This window comes from Pseudomonas sp. NBRC 111130 (genome assembly GCF_001320485.1).
Taxonomy (GTDB): Bacteria; Pseudomonadota; Gammaproteobacteria; order Pseudomonadales; family Pseudomonadaceae; genus Aquipseudomonas; species Aquipseudomonas vlassakiae.
In genome coordinates this window covers 18,420-33,001 of sequence record NZ_BCBG01000034.1, presented here as the reverse complement: position 1 = coordinate 33,001, position 14,582 = coordinate 18,420, and the positions used below count along the sequence as shown (strand labels likewise).

General features: G+C 60.7%; 13 protein-coding genes and 6 tRNA genes. 7 read left to right on the top strand and 12 right to left on the bottom strand.

The genetic code is table 11. The annotated features are described in order from the left end of the window. Positions 1-145: 145 nt before the first annotated feature. The 5 genes from APH33_RS16250 to APH33_RS16230 form a co-directional block, all read right to left on the bottom strand. Positions 146-421, bottom strand: coding sequence for a hypothetical protein (locus APH33_RS16250; protein ID WP_054886123.1), 276 nt, complete (start codon positions 419-421; stop codon positions 146-148). After that, positions 418-1,398 (bottom strand): integrase domain-containing protein, encoded by a 981-nt coding sequence (locus APH33_RS16245; protein WP_054886144.1) that lies wholly within the window; start codon positions 1,396-1,398, stop codon positions 418-420. The genes APH33_RS16250 and APH33_RS16245 overlap by 4 nt, the downstream gene beginning before the upstream one ends. Positions 1,399-2,299: 901 nt before the next feature. Next, entirely contained in the window at positions 2,300-3,628 is a 1,329-nt protein-coding gene (locus APH33_RS16240; protein WP_054886122.1) for an integrase arm-type DNA-binding domain-containing protein, read from the bottom strand. Between the two features lie 164 nt (positions 3,629-3,792). After that, a tRNA-Thr gene (locus APH33_RS16235) sits at positions 3,793-3,868 on the bottom strand. 70 nt (positions 3,869-3,938) lie between these two features. Then, the gene (locus tag APH33_RS16230; RefSeq protein ID WP_054886121.1) at positions 3,939-4,349 is read right to left on the bottom strand and encodes a pilin; all 411 of its coding nucleotides are present in this window, start codon (positions 4,347-4,349) and stop codon (positions 3,939-3,941) included. Positions 4,350-4,565: 216 nt separating this feature from the next. Between APH33_RS16230 and APH33_RS16225 the strand changes: the two genes are divergently transcribed. The 4 genes from APH33_RS16225 to yacG are packed head-to-tail and all read left to right on the top strand — an operon-like array spanning position 4,566 to position 7,463. Next, a complete protein-coding gene (locus APH33_RS16225; RefSeq protein ID WP_054886120.1) occupies positions 4,566-5,774 on the top strand; it encodes a type II secretion system F family protein in 1,209 nt (402 codons plus the stop codon). A gap of 2 nt (positions 5,775-5,776) precedes the next feature. Then, positions 5,777-6,643, top strand: coding sequence for an A24 family peptidase (locus APH33_RS16220; RefSeq protein ID WP_054886119.1), 867 nt, complete (start codon positions 5,777-5,779; stop codon positions 6,641-6,643). Next, entirely contained in the window at positions 6,643-7,266 is a 624-nt protein-coding gene (coaE, locus tag APH33_RS16215) for a dephospho-CoA kinase (RefSeq protein ID WP_054886118.1), read from the top strand. Before APH33_RS16220 ends, coaE begins: the two co-directional genes overlap by 1 nt. Beyond that, positions 7,263-7,463: a DNA gyrase inhibitor YacG gene (gene yacG, locus APH33_RS16210; protein WP_054886117.1), complete on the top strand. Its 201-nt coding sequence runs from the start codon at positions 7,263-7,265 to the stop codon at positions 7,461-7,463. The genes coaE and yacG overlap by 4 nt, the downstream gene beginning before the upstream one ends. Positions 7,464-7,600: 137 nt before the next feature. Here the strand turns inward: yacG and APH33_RS16205 are convergent, their stop codons facing one another. Next, a complete protein-coding gene (locus APH33_RS16205; protein WP_054886116.1) occupies positions 7,601-8,308 on the bottom strand; it encodes an energy-coupling factor ABC transporter permease in 708 nt (235 codons plus the stop codon). 86 nt (positions 8,309-8,394) lie between these two features. On the opposite strand from APH33_RS16205, the gene APH33_RS16200 reads away from it, so the two are divergent. The 3 genes from APH33_RS16200 to APH33_RS16190 all read left to right on the top strand — a co-directional run bounded on the left by APH33_RS16200 (position 8,395) and on the right by APH33_RS16190 (position 10,710). Then, positions 8,395-9,024 (top strand): DUF1780 domain-containing protein, encoded by a 630-nt coding sequence (locus tag APH33_RS16200; RefSeq protein WP_027918232.1) that lies wholly within the window; start codon positions 8,395-8,397, stop codon positions 9,022-9,024. Between the two features lie 132 nt (positions 9,025-9,156). After that, the gene (locus APH33_RS16195) at positions 9,157-9,330 is read left to right on the top strand and encodes a DUF3094 domain-containing protein (protein ID WP_054886115.1); all 174 of its coding nucleotides are present in this window, start codon (positions 9,157-9,159) and stop codon (positions 9,328-9,330) included. Between the two features lie 84 nt (positions 9,331-9,414). Beyond that, a complete protein-coding gene (locus tag APH33_RS16190; protein ID WP_054886114.1) occupies positions 9,415-10,710 on the top strand; it encodes an NAD(P)/FAD-dependent oxidoreductase in 1,296 nt (431 codons plus the stop codon). 177 nt (positions 10,711-10,887) lie between these two features. Here the strand turns inward: APH33_RS16190 and APH33_RS16185 are convergent. The 6 genes from APH33_RS16185 to clpB all read right to left on the bottom strand — a co-directional run bounded on the left by APH33_RS16185 (position 10,888) and on the right by clpB (position 14,364). Continuing rightward, positions 10,888-10,963, bottom strand: a tRNA-Lys gene (locus APH33_RS16185). A gap of 5 nt (positions 10,964-10,968) precedes the next feature. Further along, positions 10,969-11,045: transfer RNA gene (locus APH33_RS16180), tRNA-Pro, on the bottom strand. Between the two features lie 49 nt (positions 11,046-11,094). Further along, positions 11,095-11,170, bottom strand: a tRNA-Lys gene (locus APH33_RS16175). 6 nt (positions 11,171-11,176) lie between these two features. Further along, positions 11,177-11,253: transfer RNA gene (locus tag APH33_RS16170), tRNA-Pro, on the bottom strand. 4 nt (positions 11,254-11,257) lie between these two features. Then, a tRNA-Asn gene (locus tag APH33_RS16165) sits at positions 11,258-11,333 on the bottom strand. 466 nt (positions 11,334-11,799) lie between these two features. Then, positions 11,800-14,364, bottom strand: coding sequence for an ATP-dependent chaperone ClpB (clpB, locus tag APH33_RS16160; RefSeq protein ID WP_054886113.1), 2,565 nt, complete (start codon positions 14,362-14,364; stop codon positions 11,800-11,802). Between the last annotated feature and the right edge of the window lie 218 nt (positions 14,365-14,582).

Genomic DNA, 14,582 nt, shown 5'->3' with positions numbered 1-14,582 from the left:
TGATAGCATACGCGGAATGGACAAGCTCGAACGCCAGTTTTTAATTAACTGTCACACTGTCTACGTACCGACGTCATTGATCCTTGCTGGCCGGCAGCTATGGGTCGATTACTGTGAGCCCTGCCTATCGAAATCAAATCCTCGCTCATAGGTTGAACACCCACGTTTTTTGAAAACGACGAACTAGTAACCGCACGGTCAGAAAATAGTAGTACCGCGTCATCCTGCTGTGTCGATCTAGGCGATGCTCTAGAAACCAAGACACATGCTTTCTCTGCCAAGCCCAAGGCGTCTCTCGCTGCCAGCGCTCTGCGATTTCAGCCTGTATGGTCTTCGCCTGACGCAAATGGCGTTGCCGAGTTGCGAACGACCCCGTCAGAACCGCTGCCAAAAACAATTCCATATCGAATGGCTTGCTCATGTTCGCCCTCCAATGTACGCCGCGACCACGTCGATCCGACCGTGCCCTAGCTCACAGCTGATCTGCCTCCGAGCTTCACGATCAAGGTTTCTATCTACCTGGCAACATTGGCCGCCGTTGATAGGCGCCCGTTGCAGGGTGATCTGCTCATAGCGCTCACATGCGTACGCCGCACGGAGCTCATCGAAGCCTCTGAGGTTGTGGACATGCAGAATGGCCCGCGCAGGGCGAATGATTTCTTGCAGAACATTCAGATAGCTTTCGTGTGGCGCAATTAGTTTACGGCTACCTGCAGGCGAAACCTGCCGTGCAAACCCAAGGGCACTTCGAACATGGTCGTCCACCGCAATCCAACGTGGCGCTGAGGCACCGGCGCGGCCACCTTTGGTGCCGTCCTGAATGTTGATCCTGCCTAGGTCGTTAGCCTCACGACTCAGCCTTGGCAGGTCAGCCAAGATGGCCCCGCGCAAGCGCATGCCGGTGGCTAGGGCCAACAGAACAATTGCGGCGGCCCGTAGATGATGTTGGCGAAAAAGTGCATCGACGATCTGTTTAACCTTTGCGCGCTCTTGGCCCAGAGGCACGAACTGTCGACCCCCGCTGCGCTGCATACCCACCGCCTTGCTCGGGCTGGGCAATTTCACACATTGATCACCGCGAAGCGCTGCCATGGTCCTGTTAACGCTGGACAGCCGGTTTTGCGCGGTGCTGACAGCAAGGTCACCGCACATAACCCGGTCGCGCAGGTACGCTGCGTAATCTTCCAAGATCTCTCGATCAATCTGCCGCGAATCATTGATGCCAGGCCCGTGTTCGGAGCGGCACCACTTCACGAATGCCTGCCACCGATCACAGTGTGCCTTCACCGTGCCGTAATGGCCGCCGCCGAACATGTCTTTCAACGCCTGCGGGCCTGCATAGCTCAATTGTCTGCCATAGTCGAAATTGCGGCCATCCCGCCTACCTACTAATGCCATGTCGATCACCTCATCGCCTGTTCTCCGATCCTCGCCCCACGTCATCCCGCCAAGAATGTTGAGTGTTATCAGGGATCAAGGCCCCTGCGACCTGTGGGGAATGTCCACTACGCGGGACTGGCGGCTCCTTACGTCCGGGAGCAAGGGCATCTCATGATCTGACCTCCTGAGCACCGTTACCGGTGGGCGGGTGGAGGCTGCATTGGCTGAAGAGACCAGTGCCGCGAGATCCTGAGCCGGGTGAACGCAGCAATGCGATGACCGGGGCATGCCTAACTGTCAGTCAGGTGCAGTCCATTCCTTGGTCTGCGGCACCATCATCTACAGCGCTGTTGCTGGTGACATCGGCGTTTGTCACGCCGATTGTCACGAGGGAGATTGCCGCGAAGCCTTGTGCGATCAGGGCTGCAGCAGTGGTAGAAGTGCCCGTCTCTTTCCAGAGAAAGAGACGGGCACAGGTTGGCGCAAGATTCGGCCAAGCGGATAGGTTGCTGCAGGGCAGCGAAGTACGAGGTGTTGTCTGGCGCACGAGGGCCATGATCTGAAGTAGGCATCCATCACCGGGGAGGTGACCGGGCGAGCTGCCGGACGCGAATCGCCATTTGAGGGGAGAACCACCGCAGGAGCGGCGTGACCTTAAAGGTTCGGGCCACCTGGGGTGCTGTCATCGACAGCGCTTGCACGGCCAGTTCTACGCCTGTGGATAAACCCGGTCAAGGATCGAAATTCAGCGCTATTGAGGAGGTTGAAAGCGGTTATCCACCGGTGGAATTGAGTGGTAAATCCCGGACAACGTCTTGGCTTTTAGCTCTTCAAAGTGAGGTCCATCCAAACAGGGCGGCTTTGCAGCCCTGTTTGGATGGACCCGCGTGAAAGAGCAGCCAGCACCAATCTTGCAGGCTCACCCGCGATTGAATGCGCCATGGCCATTTGGCAAAGCTGTGACGTTGTCGCCTACCGGATGGGCAAACTCATGCGGAGTGACATGGCCCGATCTGTTGGCATCGATGTAATTACTCCACCACGCCATGATCAACCGACGCTGCTCCAGAAATTGGGCCTTGTGGATATATGCAGCCCGCACGCGGTTACGCTCCTGATGGCTCATCTGCCGCTCAATCGCCGCGTCCGTCCACAGACCCGATTCCAGCAAGGCGCTACAAGCCATGGTCCTGAATCCATGCCCGCACACGTCCTTGGTGGTGTCGTACCCCATATTGCGCAGCACCTGGTTAACCGTGTTCTCCGACAAGGGCTTCCAGTACCTGTGATCACCGGGCAACACTAGTTCAGAGAAGCGATTCAAGCCGCGCAGCCGTTCAAGGATCTCGATGACTTGAGGCGACAACGGCACTATCTGAATGTCCCCACTCATCTTGGTCCCGCGTGTGGAATAGCGGACGCCTTCAATCGGCTTGCGGGTATCGGGGATCTCCCACATCGCACGTTGCAGGTCGAATTCATCCCACCTAGCAAAGCGCAGTTCGCTGGAGCGCACGAATACATGCAACGTTAGCAGCACTGCGAGCCGGGTCAGTTCGCGACCGGTGTAGTTGTCGATTCGATCTAACAGTTCAGGAAGGCGGTTCAGCGAGAGTGCAGGACGGTGCACGGTGCGCGGCGCTTGAATCGAGCCGGCCAGATCGAGCGCCGGGTTTTGAGTGATCTGCCGCGCCCGCTTCGCACCCCGCATGATCGTGGATAGATAGTTCTGCACACGCAGCGCAACATCCATGGTGCCGCGATCCTTGACTCGCTGGGTGACCTCAAGGAGATCGTGGGTGTCGAGCTCAGCAATTGGCCGCTGGCCAATCAGTGGAAACACATGGGTACGCAACCTGCTCAGCACCGTTTTGGCGTGCCCCTCAGTCCAGCGCCGGGACATTTCGACATGCCACTCCAAGGCAACAGTTTCAAAGAGAAGACTCGCCCGCTGGGCAGCAATCTTGGCCTTCTGCTTTTCTTCCATCGGATCAAGGTTGTCGAGCAACAGGGCCTTGGCCTCATCGCGCTTGGTCCTCGCGACAGCCAACGAAACGATGGGGTACTTGCCGATGATCAGCGTGCCTTCCTTGCCGTTGGGTTTGAAATACCGCAGCCGCCAAGTCTTCGAGCCACAGGGCGTGACGTACAGGTACATGCCCCCGCCGTCGAACAGTTTGTAGGCGCGATCACGCGGTTTAGCCGTGCGGCATTTGAGGTCGCTGAGCGGAATGGCTAGGCGTGGCATAGGGGTACGTTCTCCATTCAGGAAAGGCGCTGTACCCCAAAAATACCCCCGGTTATTGGGGATTTTGTTGGTTCCCGACGGAGGGTCGTGGAAACGAAAAACCGGCCAAAAGGCCGGTTTAGAGAGCTTCCAAAGCATTCAGCGGAATGCAGTGGAGCTGGATGTGGTGCCGGAGACAGGAATCGAACCTGCGACCTTCGCGTTACGAGTGCGCTGCTCTACCGACTGAGCTACACCGGCATGTAGCGCAACGTACCACTGCCGCACCTGCCGCGTAAACCCCTGTTTCCCCGGCCTTATTCCCCTTTCCTCAGAGCGCTTTGCAGCCCTTCGGCGCGAGGTCTTCCTCGATATCGGTCGTGCAGGTCCAGCCAGTTGGCGAACGCGTCAGGGCAAGGCTCTTGCCAACCACATTGGTCGGCGCATCAACCAGGGTGCATGCAATCGTGCCAATCCCGTCAGCCGCCTTGCTGCTGACCGCAATTGCACAGTTCGCCGTAGCCGGCTGCCCACCCAACTCGGCCACACTCGCCACATCCTTGCCTTCATTCAAGCGCAGCTCCATCGCCGTCTTCAGCGCGCTGATCTCCAGCAACCCGGCCGCAGCCTTCGTGCGGGACTGGTGGTTGGTGTACATCGGGATGGCAATGGTCGCCAGAATGCCGATGATCGCGACAACGATCATCAGTTCGATCAGGGTGATACCGCGTTGCCCTTTCATGAACGGTTTCCTTTTTCATACGGGTATTCGTGGAGGTCAGGTTCGCCCCCAGCTGGCAGCGGCGCAGTAGGCCTGAACAGACACCTTTTGTCACCCCTGCCTGCCAGGGCGTCATCTTCGCTGAACTACTCTAGTGAGCATCACGGACGCACGCCCGCTCATGGACGCGCCAAGCTGTTTCCAGGCTTGTCGCACGAGCCGAAAAGGACCTCTGCAATGAACCCATCTACACACCTCTACACCTGGCGCGGCACGGATGCCAATGGCGCCGCGGTCAGCGGCCAGGTCAGCGGGCGCAGCCCGGCCTATGCGCGGGCCGGCTTGCAGCGCCAGGGCATCCGCGTGGTCAGCCTGCGGCAGGCTGGCGGGTTGGAATGGCGTTTGCCGAAGGCGCGCGAAAAGACCGACCCGGCGGGGTTCAGTCGGCAGCTGGCGACCTTGCTCAAGGCTGGGGTTCCACTGTTGCAGGCCTTCGAGGTAATGGGGCGCAGCGGCTGCAGTGCGGGCCAGGCAGCGTTACTGGATAAATTGAAACGGGATGTGGCCTCGGGCCTGGGGCTGGCGGATGCGCTGCAGCGCCATCCGGCATGGTTCGATGGGTTGTACTGCAACCTGATTCGTGTGGGCGAGCAGTCCGGTACGCTTGATCGGCAGCTGGAACAACTGGCGGGGATGCTGGAGCAACGCCAGGTGCTGCGTAAGCGAGTGCGCAAGGCGATGCTCTATCCGTTGCTGCTGTTGCTGACCGGGCTGGGGGTTTCGGCGGTGTTGCTGCTGGAGGTGATTCCTCGTTTCGAGAGCCTGTTTGCCGGTTTCGATGCCGCGCTGCCGGCCTTCACCCAGTGGGTGATCGACTTGTCCACAGGGCTGGGGCGCTATGCGCCGCTGCTGTTGATAACCACGCTTGGCCTGGGATTCGCCGTGACCCGGCTGTATCAGAAGCATGCGCCAGCCCGCTTGTGGATAACTGCACAAGCTTTGCGCCTGCCTGTGTTCGGCAGGCTGTTGAGCCAGGCGGCCCTGGCGCGCTTCGCTCGCACCCTGGCCACGTCCTATGCTGCGGGGGTGCCGTTGCTGGATGCGCTGGTCACCGTGGCCAAGGCCTGCGGCGATACCCTGCACGAGCAGGCGGTGCAGCGCGTGCGCCAGGGCATGGCCAACGGGCAGGCACTGAATCAGGCAATGGGTAATGAACCGCTGTTTCCGCCATTGTTGGTACAACTCACCGCCATCGGTGAATCCAGCGGCACGCTGGACCAGATGCTGGATAAGTCCGCCAGCCATTACGAGGAACAGGTCAGCCAGACGCTGGACCAGTTGACCAGCCTGCTGGAGCCGGCCATCGTGCTGATCCTGGGCTTGCTGGTCGGTGGCCTGGTGGTGGCGATGTACCTGCCGATCTTCCAGTTGGGTAGCTTGATCTGAACATGACTTCATGGACTTTGCTGGCCGAGCAGCCGGCCTACTTCATCACCCTGGCGGCTGTGCTCGGCCTGCTGGTGGGCAGCTTCCTCAACGTGGTGGTGCATCGCCTGCCAATCATGCTCGAGCGCCAGTGGCAACGCGAGGCACAGGAAGTGCTGGGCCTGCCGACCACCGAGCACGAGCGCTTCAATCTGTCCCTCCCCGCCTCCCACTGCCCGCATTGCCACCACGCGATCCGCGCCTGGGAGAACATTCCCGTTCTGAGCTACCTGGCATTGCGCGGACGCTGCTCGGCCTGCAAGCAGCCGATCGGTGCGCGTTATCCATTGGTCGAGTTGGCGTGTGCGCTGTTATCGGTGGTGGTGGCCTGGCACTCCGGCGCTGGTGTCCAGGCGCTGACCCTGCTGCCGTTGACCTGGAGCCTGCTGGCACTGAGCCTGATCGACCATGACCAGCAGATTCTGCCCGATGTCATCGTGCTGCCGACGCTGTGGCTGGGCTTGATCGTCAATGCCTTCGATACCGTGGTGCCACTGCCCGATGCGCTGTGGGGCGCGGTGGCCGGGTACCTGAGCCTGTGGCTGGTGTACTGGGTGTTCAAGCTGATCACCGGCAAGGAAGGCATGGGCTATGGCGACTTCAAGCTGCTGGCGCTGATCGGTGCCTGGGGCGGCTGGCAGGTATTGCCGTTGACCTTGCTGCTGTCATCGGTAATCGGCGTGGTGGCGGGCCTGTGCCTGCTACGCGTGCGCAGACAATCCGTCGGCACGGCCATACCATTTGGCCCTTATCTGGCCATTGCGGGGTGGATTGCTGTGCTCTGGGGTGATGAAATGTACGCCTTCTACCTGCAACTGTTTGGAATGTGATGACCACCAAGGCCTTCACCCCCTGGATTCTCGGGCTGACCGGCGGCATCGGCAGCGGCAAGAGTGCCGCCGCCGAGCGCTTCGTCGAACTTGGCGTGCACCTGGTCGACGCCGACCAGGCGGCGCGCTGGGTGGTCGAACCCGGTCGCCCGGCACTGGCCAGCATCGTCGAGCGCTTCGGCACCGGTGTGCTGCTGGACGATGGCCAGCTGGACCGCGCAGCGTTGCGCCAGCTGATCTTCGCCGACCCGGCCCAGCGCAAGTGGCTGGAACAACTGCTGCACCCGCTGATCGGCCAGGAGATCTTCAGTTACCTGGCGAAGGCCGAGTCGCCCTATGCGGTGTACGTGTCGCCGTTGCTGATCGAGTCGGGCCAGCACCAGAAGGTCCAGCGCGTGCTGGTGATCGATGTGCCGCAGGAGCTGCAGGTGGCGCGCACCCTGGCGCGTGACAACACCAGCCCTGAGCAGGTACAGGCCATTCTCAAGGCCCAGCTGGCCCGTGAGGAGCGCCTGGGCCATGCCGACGATGTGGTGGTCAATGATGGCAATCTCGCCGCACTGCACGAGCAGATTGACCGCCTGCACCATTTTTACCTGACTTTACGAGGAGGCCAGCCATGAGCCAGCCATTGACCGTCGATTGCCCGACCTGTGGCGCACCTGTGGAATGGAACGAGAAGAATGCATACCGGCCGTTCTGTTCCGACCGCTGCAAGCTGATCGATCTGGGCGCCTGGGCGGCCGAGGAGCACAAGATTCCGGTAGCGCCGGATGCAGAGGATGAGCTGTTCTCGGGGGAGCTGGAGCCGCGGCATTGAACTGAAGCCCAGGCTGCCTGTGCCGGCCTCTTCGCGTTTGAACCCGCTCTCCCAGGTCCGTCACAGATCTGCAAGCCGTGATACCCCCTGTGGGAGCGGGTTTACCCGCGAAGAGGCCAGTCCAGCCAATACATAAATCAGCGCTCATCATCCTTCCACGGCGCCTGCAGATACCGGGTGCGGTTGAATGTCTCCAGCCATTCCGGGCAGAACACCACCAGCGCACTGATCACCATGCCGTTGATGAACGCCTCCGGGAACATCATCAACCACAGGTAGCCGATAAAATCGCTGAGCCACTCCGGCATCGCAAAGCGACCATCCAGCCATAACACCGCCAACGCCACCGGCACGCAAATCAGCACGGTCAGCGCAGCGGGAAAGAACCCCGAACAGAAGATATAAACGAACAGGTTTCGCGGCTGCGCCCGCTCGACCAGGATGGCGCACACTTCGGTGATCAGCACCGGCAAGCCCACCAGCAGCAAACCGTTGACCCCAAGCGCCGCAAAGTCTTGCCGCCCCAGCGCCAGCAACCCCAACTGGGCGAGGAAACCGCCCAGAACGGCCAGTGGCCAGTCCAGCAGCAAGGTCACCGCCGTCATGCCGATGAAGTGGTAAGACACACCCGTGTCGAAATCGCGCCGGACCAGCCACAGCGCGAACAGGCAGAACACCGTGCCAAACAAAAGGTGCTGACGGCGCCGGTCGGTCACCAGTTCCACCCAGCGTGTACGGCTGGCAGCCCAGATCAGCAAGGGCACGTAACCAAGCCAACCCACGGCAAGGCTGGTTGTGGATAAAACCTGCGCGCTGATCACCTGGAACATATCCCTTTCGGCCATGTGGACAAGCTGAGTCTACACCCTGCCCCGTTTCCTACGCACAAACAGCATCTTACCGTCATCGATTAGCGGCTAAGCTTGTTCCCATGGATGACTCAGATTACCTGCGCCTGCTTACCATCCAGGCCGAACAAGCCAATGCCTTTCTCTCCAACGCCCGCAAGTGGGAGCGGGAGCGGTGGGTGTGCCAGCGCCTGTTGCAAGGGCTGAACATCCCCTACCGCAGCGAGGACTTCACCCCGGCCGGCCAGGAGCCACCGGATGTGCTGTTCCGCGATGCCGCATTCGAGGTGTTCTTCGTGCTTGATGAAGGCCGCCGCCTCAACGACGAGTGGCGAGAGGAGCTGCAACGCCGGCGCAGTGCCTTTTCCCTGGCCCAGCTGGTGCGCCGCGAAGCCCGCCCCCGGCGCATCGCCGCCGCCGAGCTGCTCGGGCGCCTGGCGCCGACCCTGCGCAAGAAAGCGCACAACTACCGTGAGCGCGGGCTGGACTTGAGCGAGCTGGACATCATTGCCTTTGCCAGCCTCAAGCGCGAAGTGCTCGACCTCAATACCCATTTCCCACCGCCCACCGAATACTTGCGCCAGGGCTGGCGCTCGCTGTCGCTGGTCGGGCCGACATTCGCCCGCGTGCTGTTCGCCCACCCCGACGCGCCGGACTTTCTGCGTGGCAACCTGGGGCGCAGCATCGTCTTCGACGTGGGCATCAGTCTTTGATCCACTGCCGAGAGTCTTTGCGATGGCGTAAACTCGGCGCCAGGGATAGAAAGCATTATCATTTGTTTGACGCGCTTGCATGAACGCTGTGGCGTTCGTGCAGTCACAAACGTCTATCTGACGAGGCCCACCATGACCAGCCGCCTGAACCCGGAAGATCAGCGTCGTGTCGATGAGTATCTGCAAGCCCCCCAGCATCAAGTCGAGCGCCGGCCTTTCCGGCCCTGGCTGCTCCTTGTGCTGGTATTGGCCGTGACCATCGGGTTGGGTCTTGTCAGCCGCCTGCTGAGTGGACTGGTGCTATGAGCTGCCTTGCGCTCGCCCTCCCCTCACGCAGTCTGCGGCCGGCCCTTGTGGCCACGAATTCCGTAAACCTTATGAGATATTTCCATGACTCATCGCATCGTGATTGTCGGCGGCGGCGCCGGCGGCCTGGAACTGGCGACCCGCCTGGGTAAAAGCCTGGGCAAGCGCAAACAGGCCGAGATCACCCTGGTCGACGCCAACCTTACGCACATCTGGAAACCCCTGCTGCACGAAGTGGCCGCCGGCTCGCTGAACTCCTCGGAAGATGAACTGAACTACGTGGCCCAGGCCAAGTGGAACCACTTCAACTTCCAGCTGGGCCGCATGAGTGGCCTGGACCGGGAAGGCAAGCAGATTCAACTCGCCGCCACCCTCGATGACGAGGGCCGCGAGTTGCTGCCTGCGCGCATCCTGGGCTACGACACCTTGGTCATCGCCGTGGGTTCGAATACCAATGACTTCGGCACCCTGGGCGCGGCGCAGCACTGCCTGTTCCTCGACACCCGCAAGCAGGCCGAGCGCTTCCATCAGCAGCTGCTGAACCACTACCTGCGTGCCCATGCCGGTGACGTGGCCAGCGAGCAGATCAGTGTGGCCATCGTCGGCGCTGGTGCCACCGGTGTGGAACTGGCCGCAGAGCTGCACCACGCGGCCCACGAACTGGCGGCCTATGGTCTGGACCGCATTCAGCCCAAGGACATGCACATCACCCTGATCGAGGCCGGCCCACGCGTGCTGCCTGCACTGCCGGAGCGTATCAGCGTGCCGGTGCACAAGACCCTGGAGAAACTCGGGGTGAAAGTGATGACTAACGCGGCGGTCAGTGAAGTGACCGAGGATGGCCTGAAGACCAAAGACGGTGAAGTGATCCAGGCCAGCCTCAAGGTGTGGGCAGCAGGTATCCGTGCGCCGGGTTTCCTCAAGGACATCGATGGCCTGGAAACCAACCGCATCAACCAGCTGGTAGTGCGCCCGACCCTGCAGACCACCCGCGATGACAACATCTTCGCCTTCGGTGACTGTGCCGCGTGCCCGCAACCGGGCAGCGACCGCAACGTGCCACCACGGGCCCAGGCCGCGCATCAGCAGGCTTCGATGCTGGCGCAGAGCCTGAAGGCGCGGCTGGAGAACAAGGCGCTGCCAACCTACGCGTACAAGGACTACGGTTCGCTGGTGTCACTGTCGCGCTTCTCGGCGGTGGGCAACCTGATGGGTAACCTGATGGGCAGCGTGAAGCTGGAGGGCTGGCTGGCGCGGATGTTCTACGTGTCGCTGTACCGCATGCACCAGATGGCGTTGTACGGATTCTTCCGCACGGCGTTGATGATGCTGGGCAGCAAGATTGGCCGTGGCACGGAGCCGCGATTGAAGCTGCACTGAGATTGCTGGGGGCGCTTTGCGCCCCTTTCGCGACACAAGGCCGCTCCTACAGAAAACCGCGTTCCCTTGTAGGAGCGGCCTTGTGTCGCGAAAGGCCTGCGAAGCAGGCCCAAGGATCTGGCAGGATAAATTCGAGGCAAAGAAAAAGGGCATCTCATTCGAGATGCCCTTTTTGCATGGTGGGTCGTGTAGGATTCGAACCTACGACCAATTGGTTAAAAGCCAACTGCTCTACCAACTGAGCTAACGACCCAAAAATGGTCGGGGTGAGGGGATTCGAACTCCTGACATCCTGCTCCCAAAGCAGGCGCGCTACCGGACTGCGCTACACCCCGAGGTCTTGCTAAAAAAAAGGGCACCTCAATCGAGATGCCCATTTTTACATGGTGGGTCGTGTAGGATTCGAACCTACGACCAATTGGTTAAAAGCCAACTGCTCTACCAACTGAGCTAACGACCCGGAAAATGGTCGGGGTGAGGGGATTCGAACTCCTGACATCCTGCTCCCAAAGCAGGCGCGCTACCGGACTGCGCTACACCCCGAGATTGGCTCCGCGACCTGGACTCGAACCAGGGACCCAATGATTAACAGTCATTTGCTCTACCGACTGAGCTATCGCGGAACTGAACTTCGGTACATCTTTACAGCTTCGAAGTCTGTGTTAGCTTCGAACCCTTTAGCTACTTCGCTTTCGCGTTGTCGCTGCTGAGGTCGGCTATTCTACATTCTTCGTTTTGCTTGTCAACCACTTTTTTTCATTCAACTTACTGATTTGTAAGTTGTTTTGCGGTCACCGATGTTGCTGGTGATTCGCTTAGTGCCTGACAACGCGGCGTATATTAGGGGCACTCGATTCTTGATGCAAGCAGAAATTTCAAAAATTTCAGCAGGTTACCCCGAAAACTGGAAAACCCCCGGATTTGCTGGGCCTGAGTCGGCCCCTTCGCGGGCTCGCCCGCTCCCACAGGGTCACCACAAGCCCTGAGACCTGTGCAATACCTGTGTGTGCAGGCAAGCCCGCGAAGAGGCCGGCACAGGTAAATGGGCAAAAAAAGCCCCGCCGAAGCGGGGCTTGTGCAAGACAGCAATCAGGCAAAGACGATTTCGTCGCCTTCCACCTTCGCGGTAATCGCCGTACCCGGGAGGAACTTGCCAGCCAGGATCAACTGCGCCAACGGGTTTTCGATCCAGCGCTGGATTGCCCGCTTCAGCGGCCGTGCGCCATACACTGGGTCGTACCCCACGGCGATCAGCTTGTCCAGGGCCTCCGGGCTCAGGCTCAGCGACAGCTCGCGTTCGAGCAGTCGGCTGCGCAGGCGGCCAAGCTGGATCTCGGTGATACCGGCGATCTGCTCGCGGCCCAGTGGCTCGAACACCACCACTTCGTCGATCCGGTTGATGAACTCCGGACGGAAGTGCGAACCCACCGCGTCCATCACCGCCGCACGCTGCGCCTCACGGTCCCCCACCAGCTCCTGAATCTGTGCCGAGCCCAGGTTGGAGGTCATCACGATCACCGTGTTGCGGAAGTCCACCGTGCGGCCATGGCTGTCAGTCAGGCGGCCGTCTTCCAGCACTTGCAGCAACACGTTGAACACATCCGGGTGCGCCTTTTCCACCTCATCCAGCAGCACCACCGAATACGGCTTGCGGCGCACGGCCTCAGTCAGGTAACCGCCCTCTTCATAACCGACATAGCCTGGCGGAGCGCCGATCAGGCGAGCCACGGAGTGTTTCTCCATGAACTCGGACATGTCGATGCGCACCATGGCCTCTTCGGTGTCGAACAGGAACTCGGCCAGCGCCTTGCACAGTTCGGTCTTGCCCACACCGGTCGGGCCGAGGAACATGAACGAACCACTGGGTCGGTTCGGGTCGGACAGCCCGGCACGCGAACGGCGCACGGCGTTGGCAACCGCGGTCACCGCCTCGCCCTGGCCGATCACCCGCTGGTGCAACAGCTCTTCCATCTTCAGCAGCTTCTCGCGCTCGCCTTCGAGCATCTTCGCCACCGGGATGCCGGTCCACTTGGACACCACTTCGGCAATTTCTTCCTCGGTGACCTTGTTGCGCAGCAACTGGTTCTCGGTCTTGCCGTGCTGGTCGACCATCTGCAGGCTGCGCTCCAGGTCGGGGATCACCCCGTATTGCAGCTCGGCCATGCGGCTCAGGTCGCCTTTACGACGGGCGGTTTCCAGTTCCTGACGGGCCTGCTCGATCTTTTGCTGGATCTGCGCCGAGCCCTGAACCTCGGCTTTCTCCGACGCCCAGATCTCCTCCAGGTCGGAATACTCCCGCTCCAGCCGCTCGATTTCCTCGGTCAGCTTCTCAAGGCGCTTCTTGGCCGCGTCGTCTTCTTCCTTCTTCAGCGCCTGGGACTCCACCTTCAGCTGGATCAGGCGACGGTCGAGGCGGTCGAGCACTTCCGGCTTGGAGTCGATTTCCATACGGATGCGGCTGGCCGCTTCGTCGATCAGGTCGATTGCCTTGTCTGGCAGCTGGCGGTCGGTGATGTAGCGGTGGCTGAGCTTGGCCGCAGCGATGATCGCGCCATCGGTGATGGCCACCTTGTGGTGCACTTCATAACGCTCTTTCAGGCCACGCAGGATGGCGATGGTATCTTCCTCGCTCGGCTCTTCCACCAGCACCTTCTGGAAACGCCGCTCCAGCGCCGCGTCCTTCTCGATGAACTGGCGATATTCGTTGAGCGTGGTGGCGCCAACGCAGTGCAGTTCGCCACGGGCCAGGGCCGGCTTGAGCATGTTGCCAGCGTCCATGGCGCCCTCGCCTTTACCGGCGCCGACCATGGTGTGCAGTTCGTCGATGAACAGGATGATCTGGCCTTCCTGCTTGGACAGCTCGTTGAGCAGGCCTTTGAGGCGCTCTTCGAACTCACCACGGTATTTGGCACCGGCGATCAGCGCGCCCATGTCCAGCGCCAGCAGGCGTTTGCCTTTCAGTCCATCGGGCACTTCACCATTGATGATGCGCTGGGCCAGGCCTTCGGCGATGGCGGTCTTGCCCACGCCAGGCTCACCGATCAGCACCGGGTTGTTCTTGGTTCGCCGCTGCAGCACCTGCACGGTGCGGCGAATTTCATCGTCACGGCCAATCACCGGGTCAAGCTTGCCTTCTTCGGCGCGCTTGGTCAGGTCGACGGTGTACTTGTCCAGGGCCTGGCGTGACTCCTCGGCGTTGGCGTCATTCACCGCCGCACCGCCGCGAAGGTTGTTGATGGCGTTTTCCAGAGCCTTCTTGCTCACGCCTTGGCTGAGCAGCAGCTTGCCGAGCTTGCTGTTCTCGTCCATGGCGGCGAGCAGTACCAGTTCGCTGGAAATGAACTGGTCGCCCTTCTGCTGGGCCAGGCGATCAGCCTGGTTGAGCAGGCGCGCCAGGTCCTGCGACATGTTCACATCGCCAGTAGGATTCTGGATTTTCGGCAACTGGTCGAGTTCTTTCACCAATGCCTGGCGCAGGTGGTTGATGTCGAAGCCGACCTGCATCAGCAGCGGCTTGATCGAGCCCCCCTGCTGCTCGAGCAGCGCCTGCAACAGGTGCACGGGCTCGATGGCAGGGTGGTCCATGCCAACGGCCAGGGACTGGGCATCGGATATTGCAAGCTGGAGCTTGCTGGTCAAACGGTCTATTCGCATGGGGTACCTTCCTTTAAAGGGCAGGTCGGAGCGATGGACAGCGCCTGTTTATGAAGAAACCTGCCTGAGATGCCTTAATAGATAAGGGTGATTCTGGAGGATTCAAGCTTAGCGGGGTTGACCGGCGTCAAACTGATGGATTAGCGCTGGGGCATTCGCGGGCACGCCCACCCACCAGTAAAGCACCGCTTTCAAGGCCGGTGAGTTCCCTGTGGGAA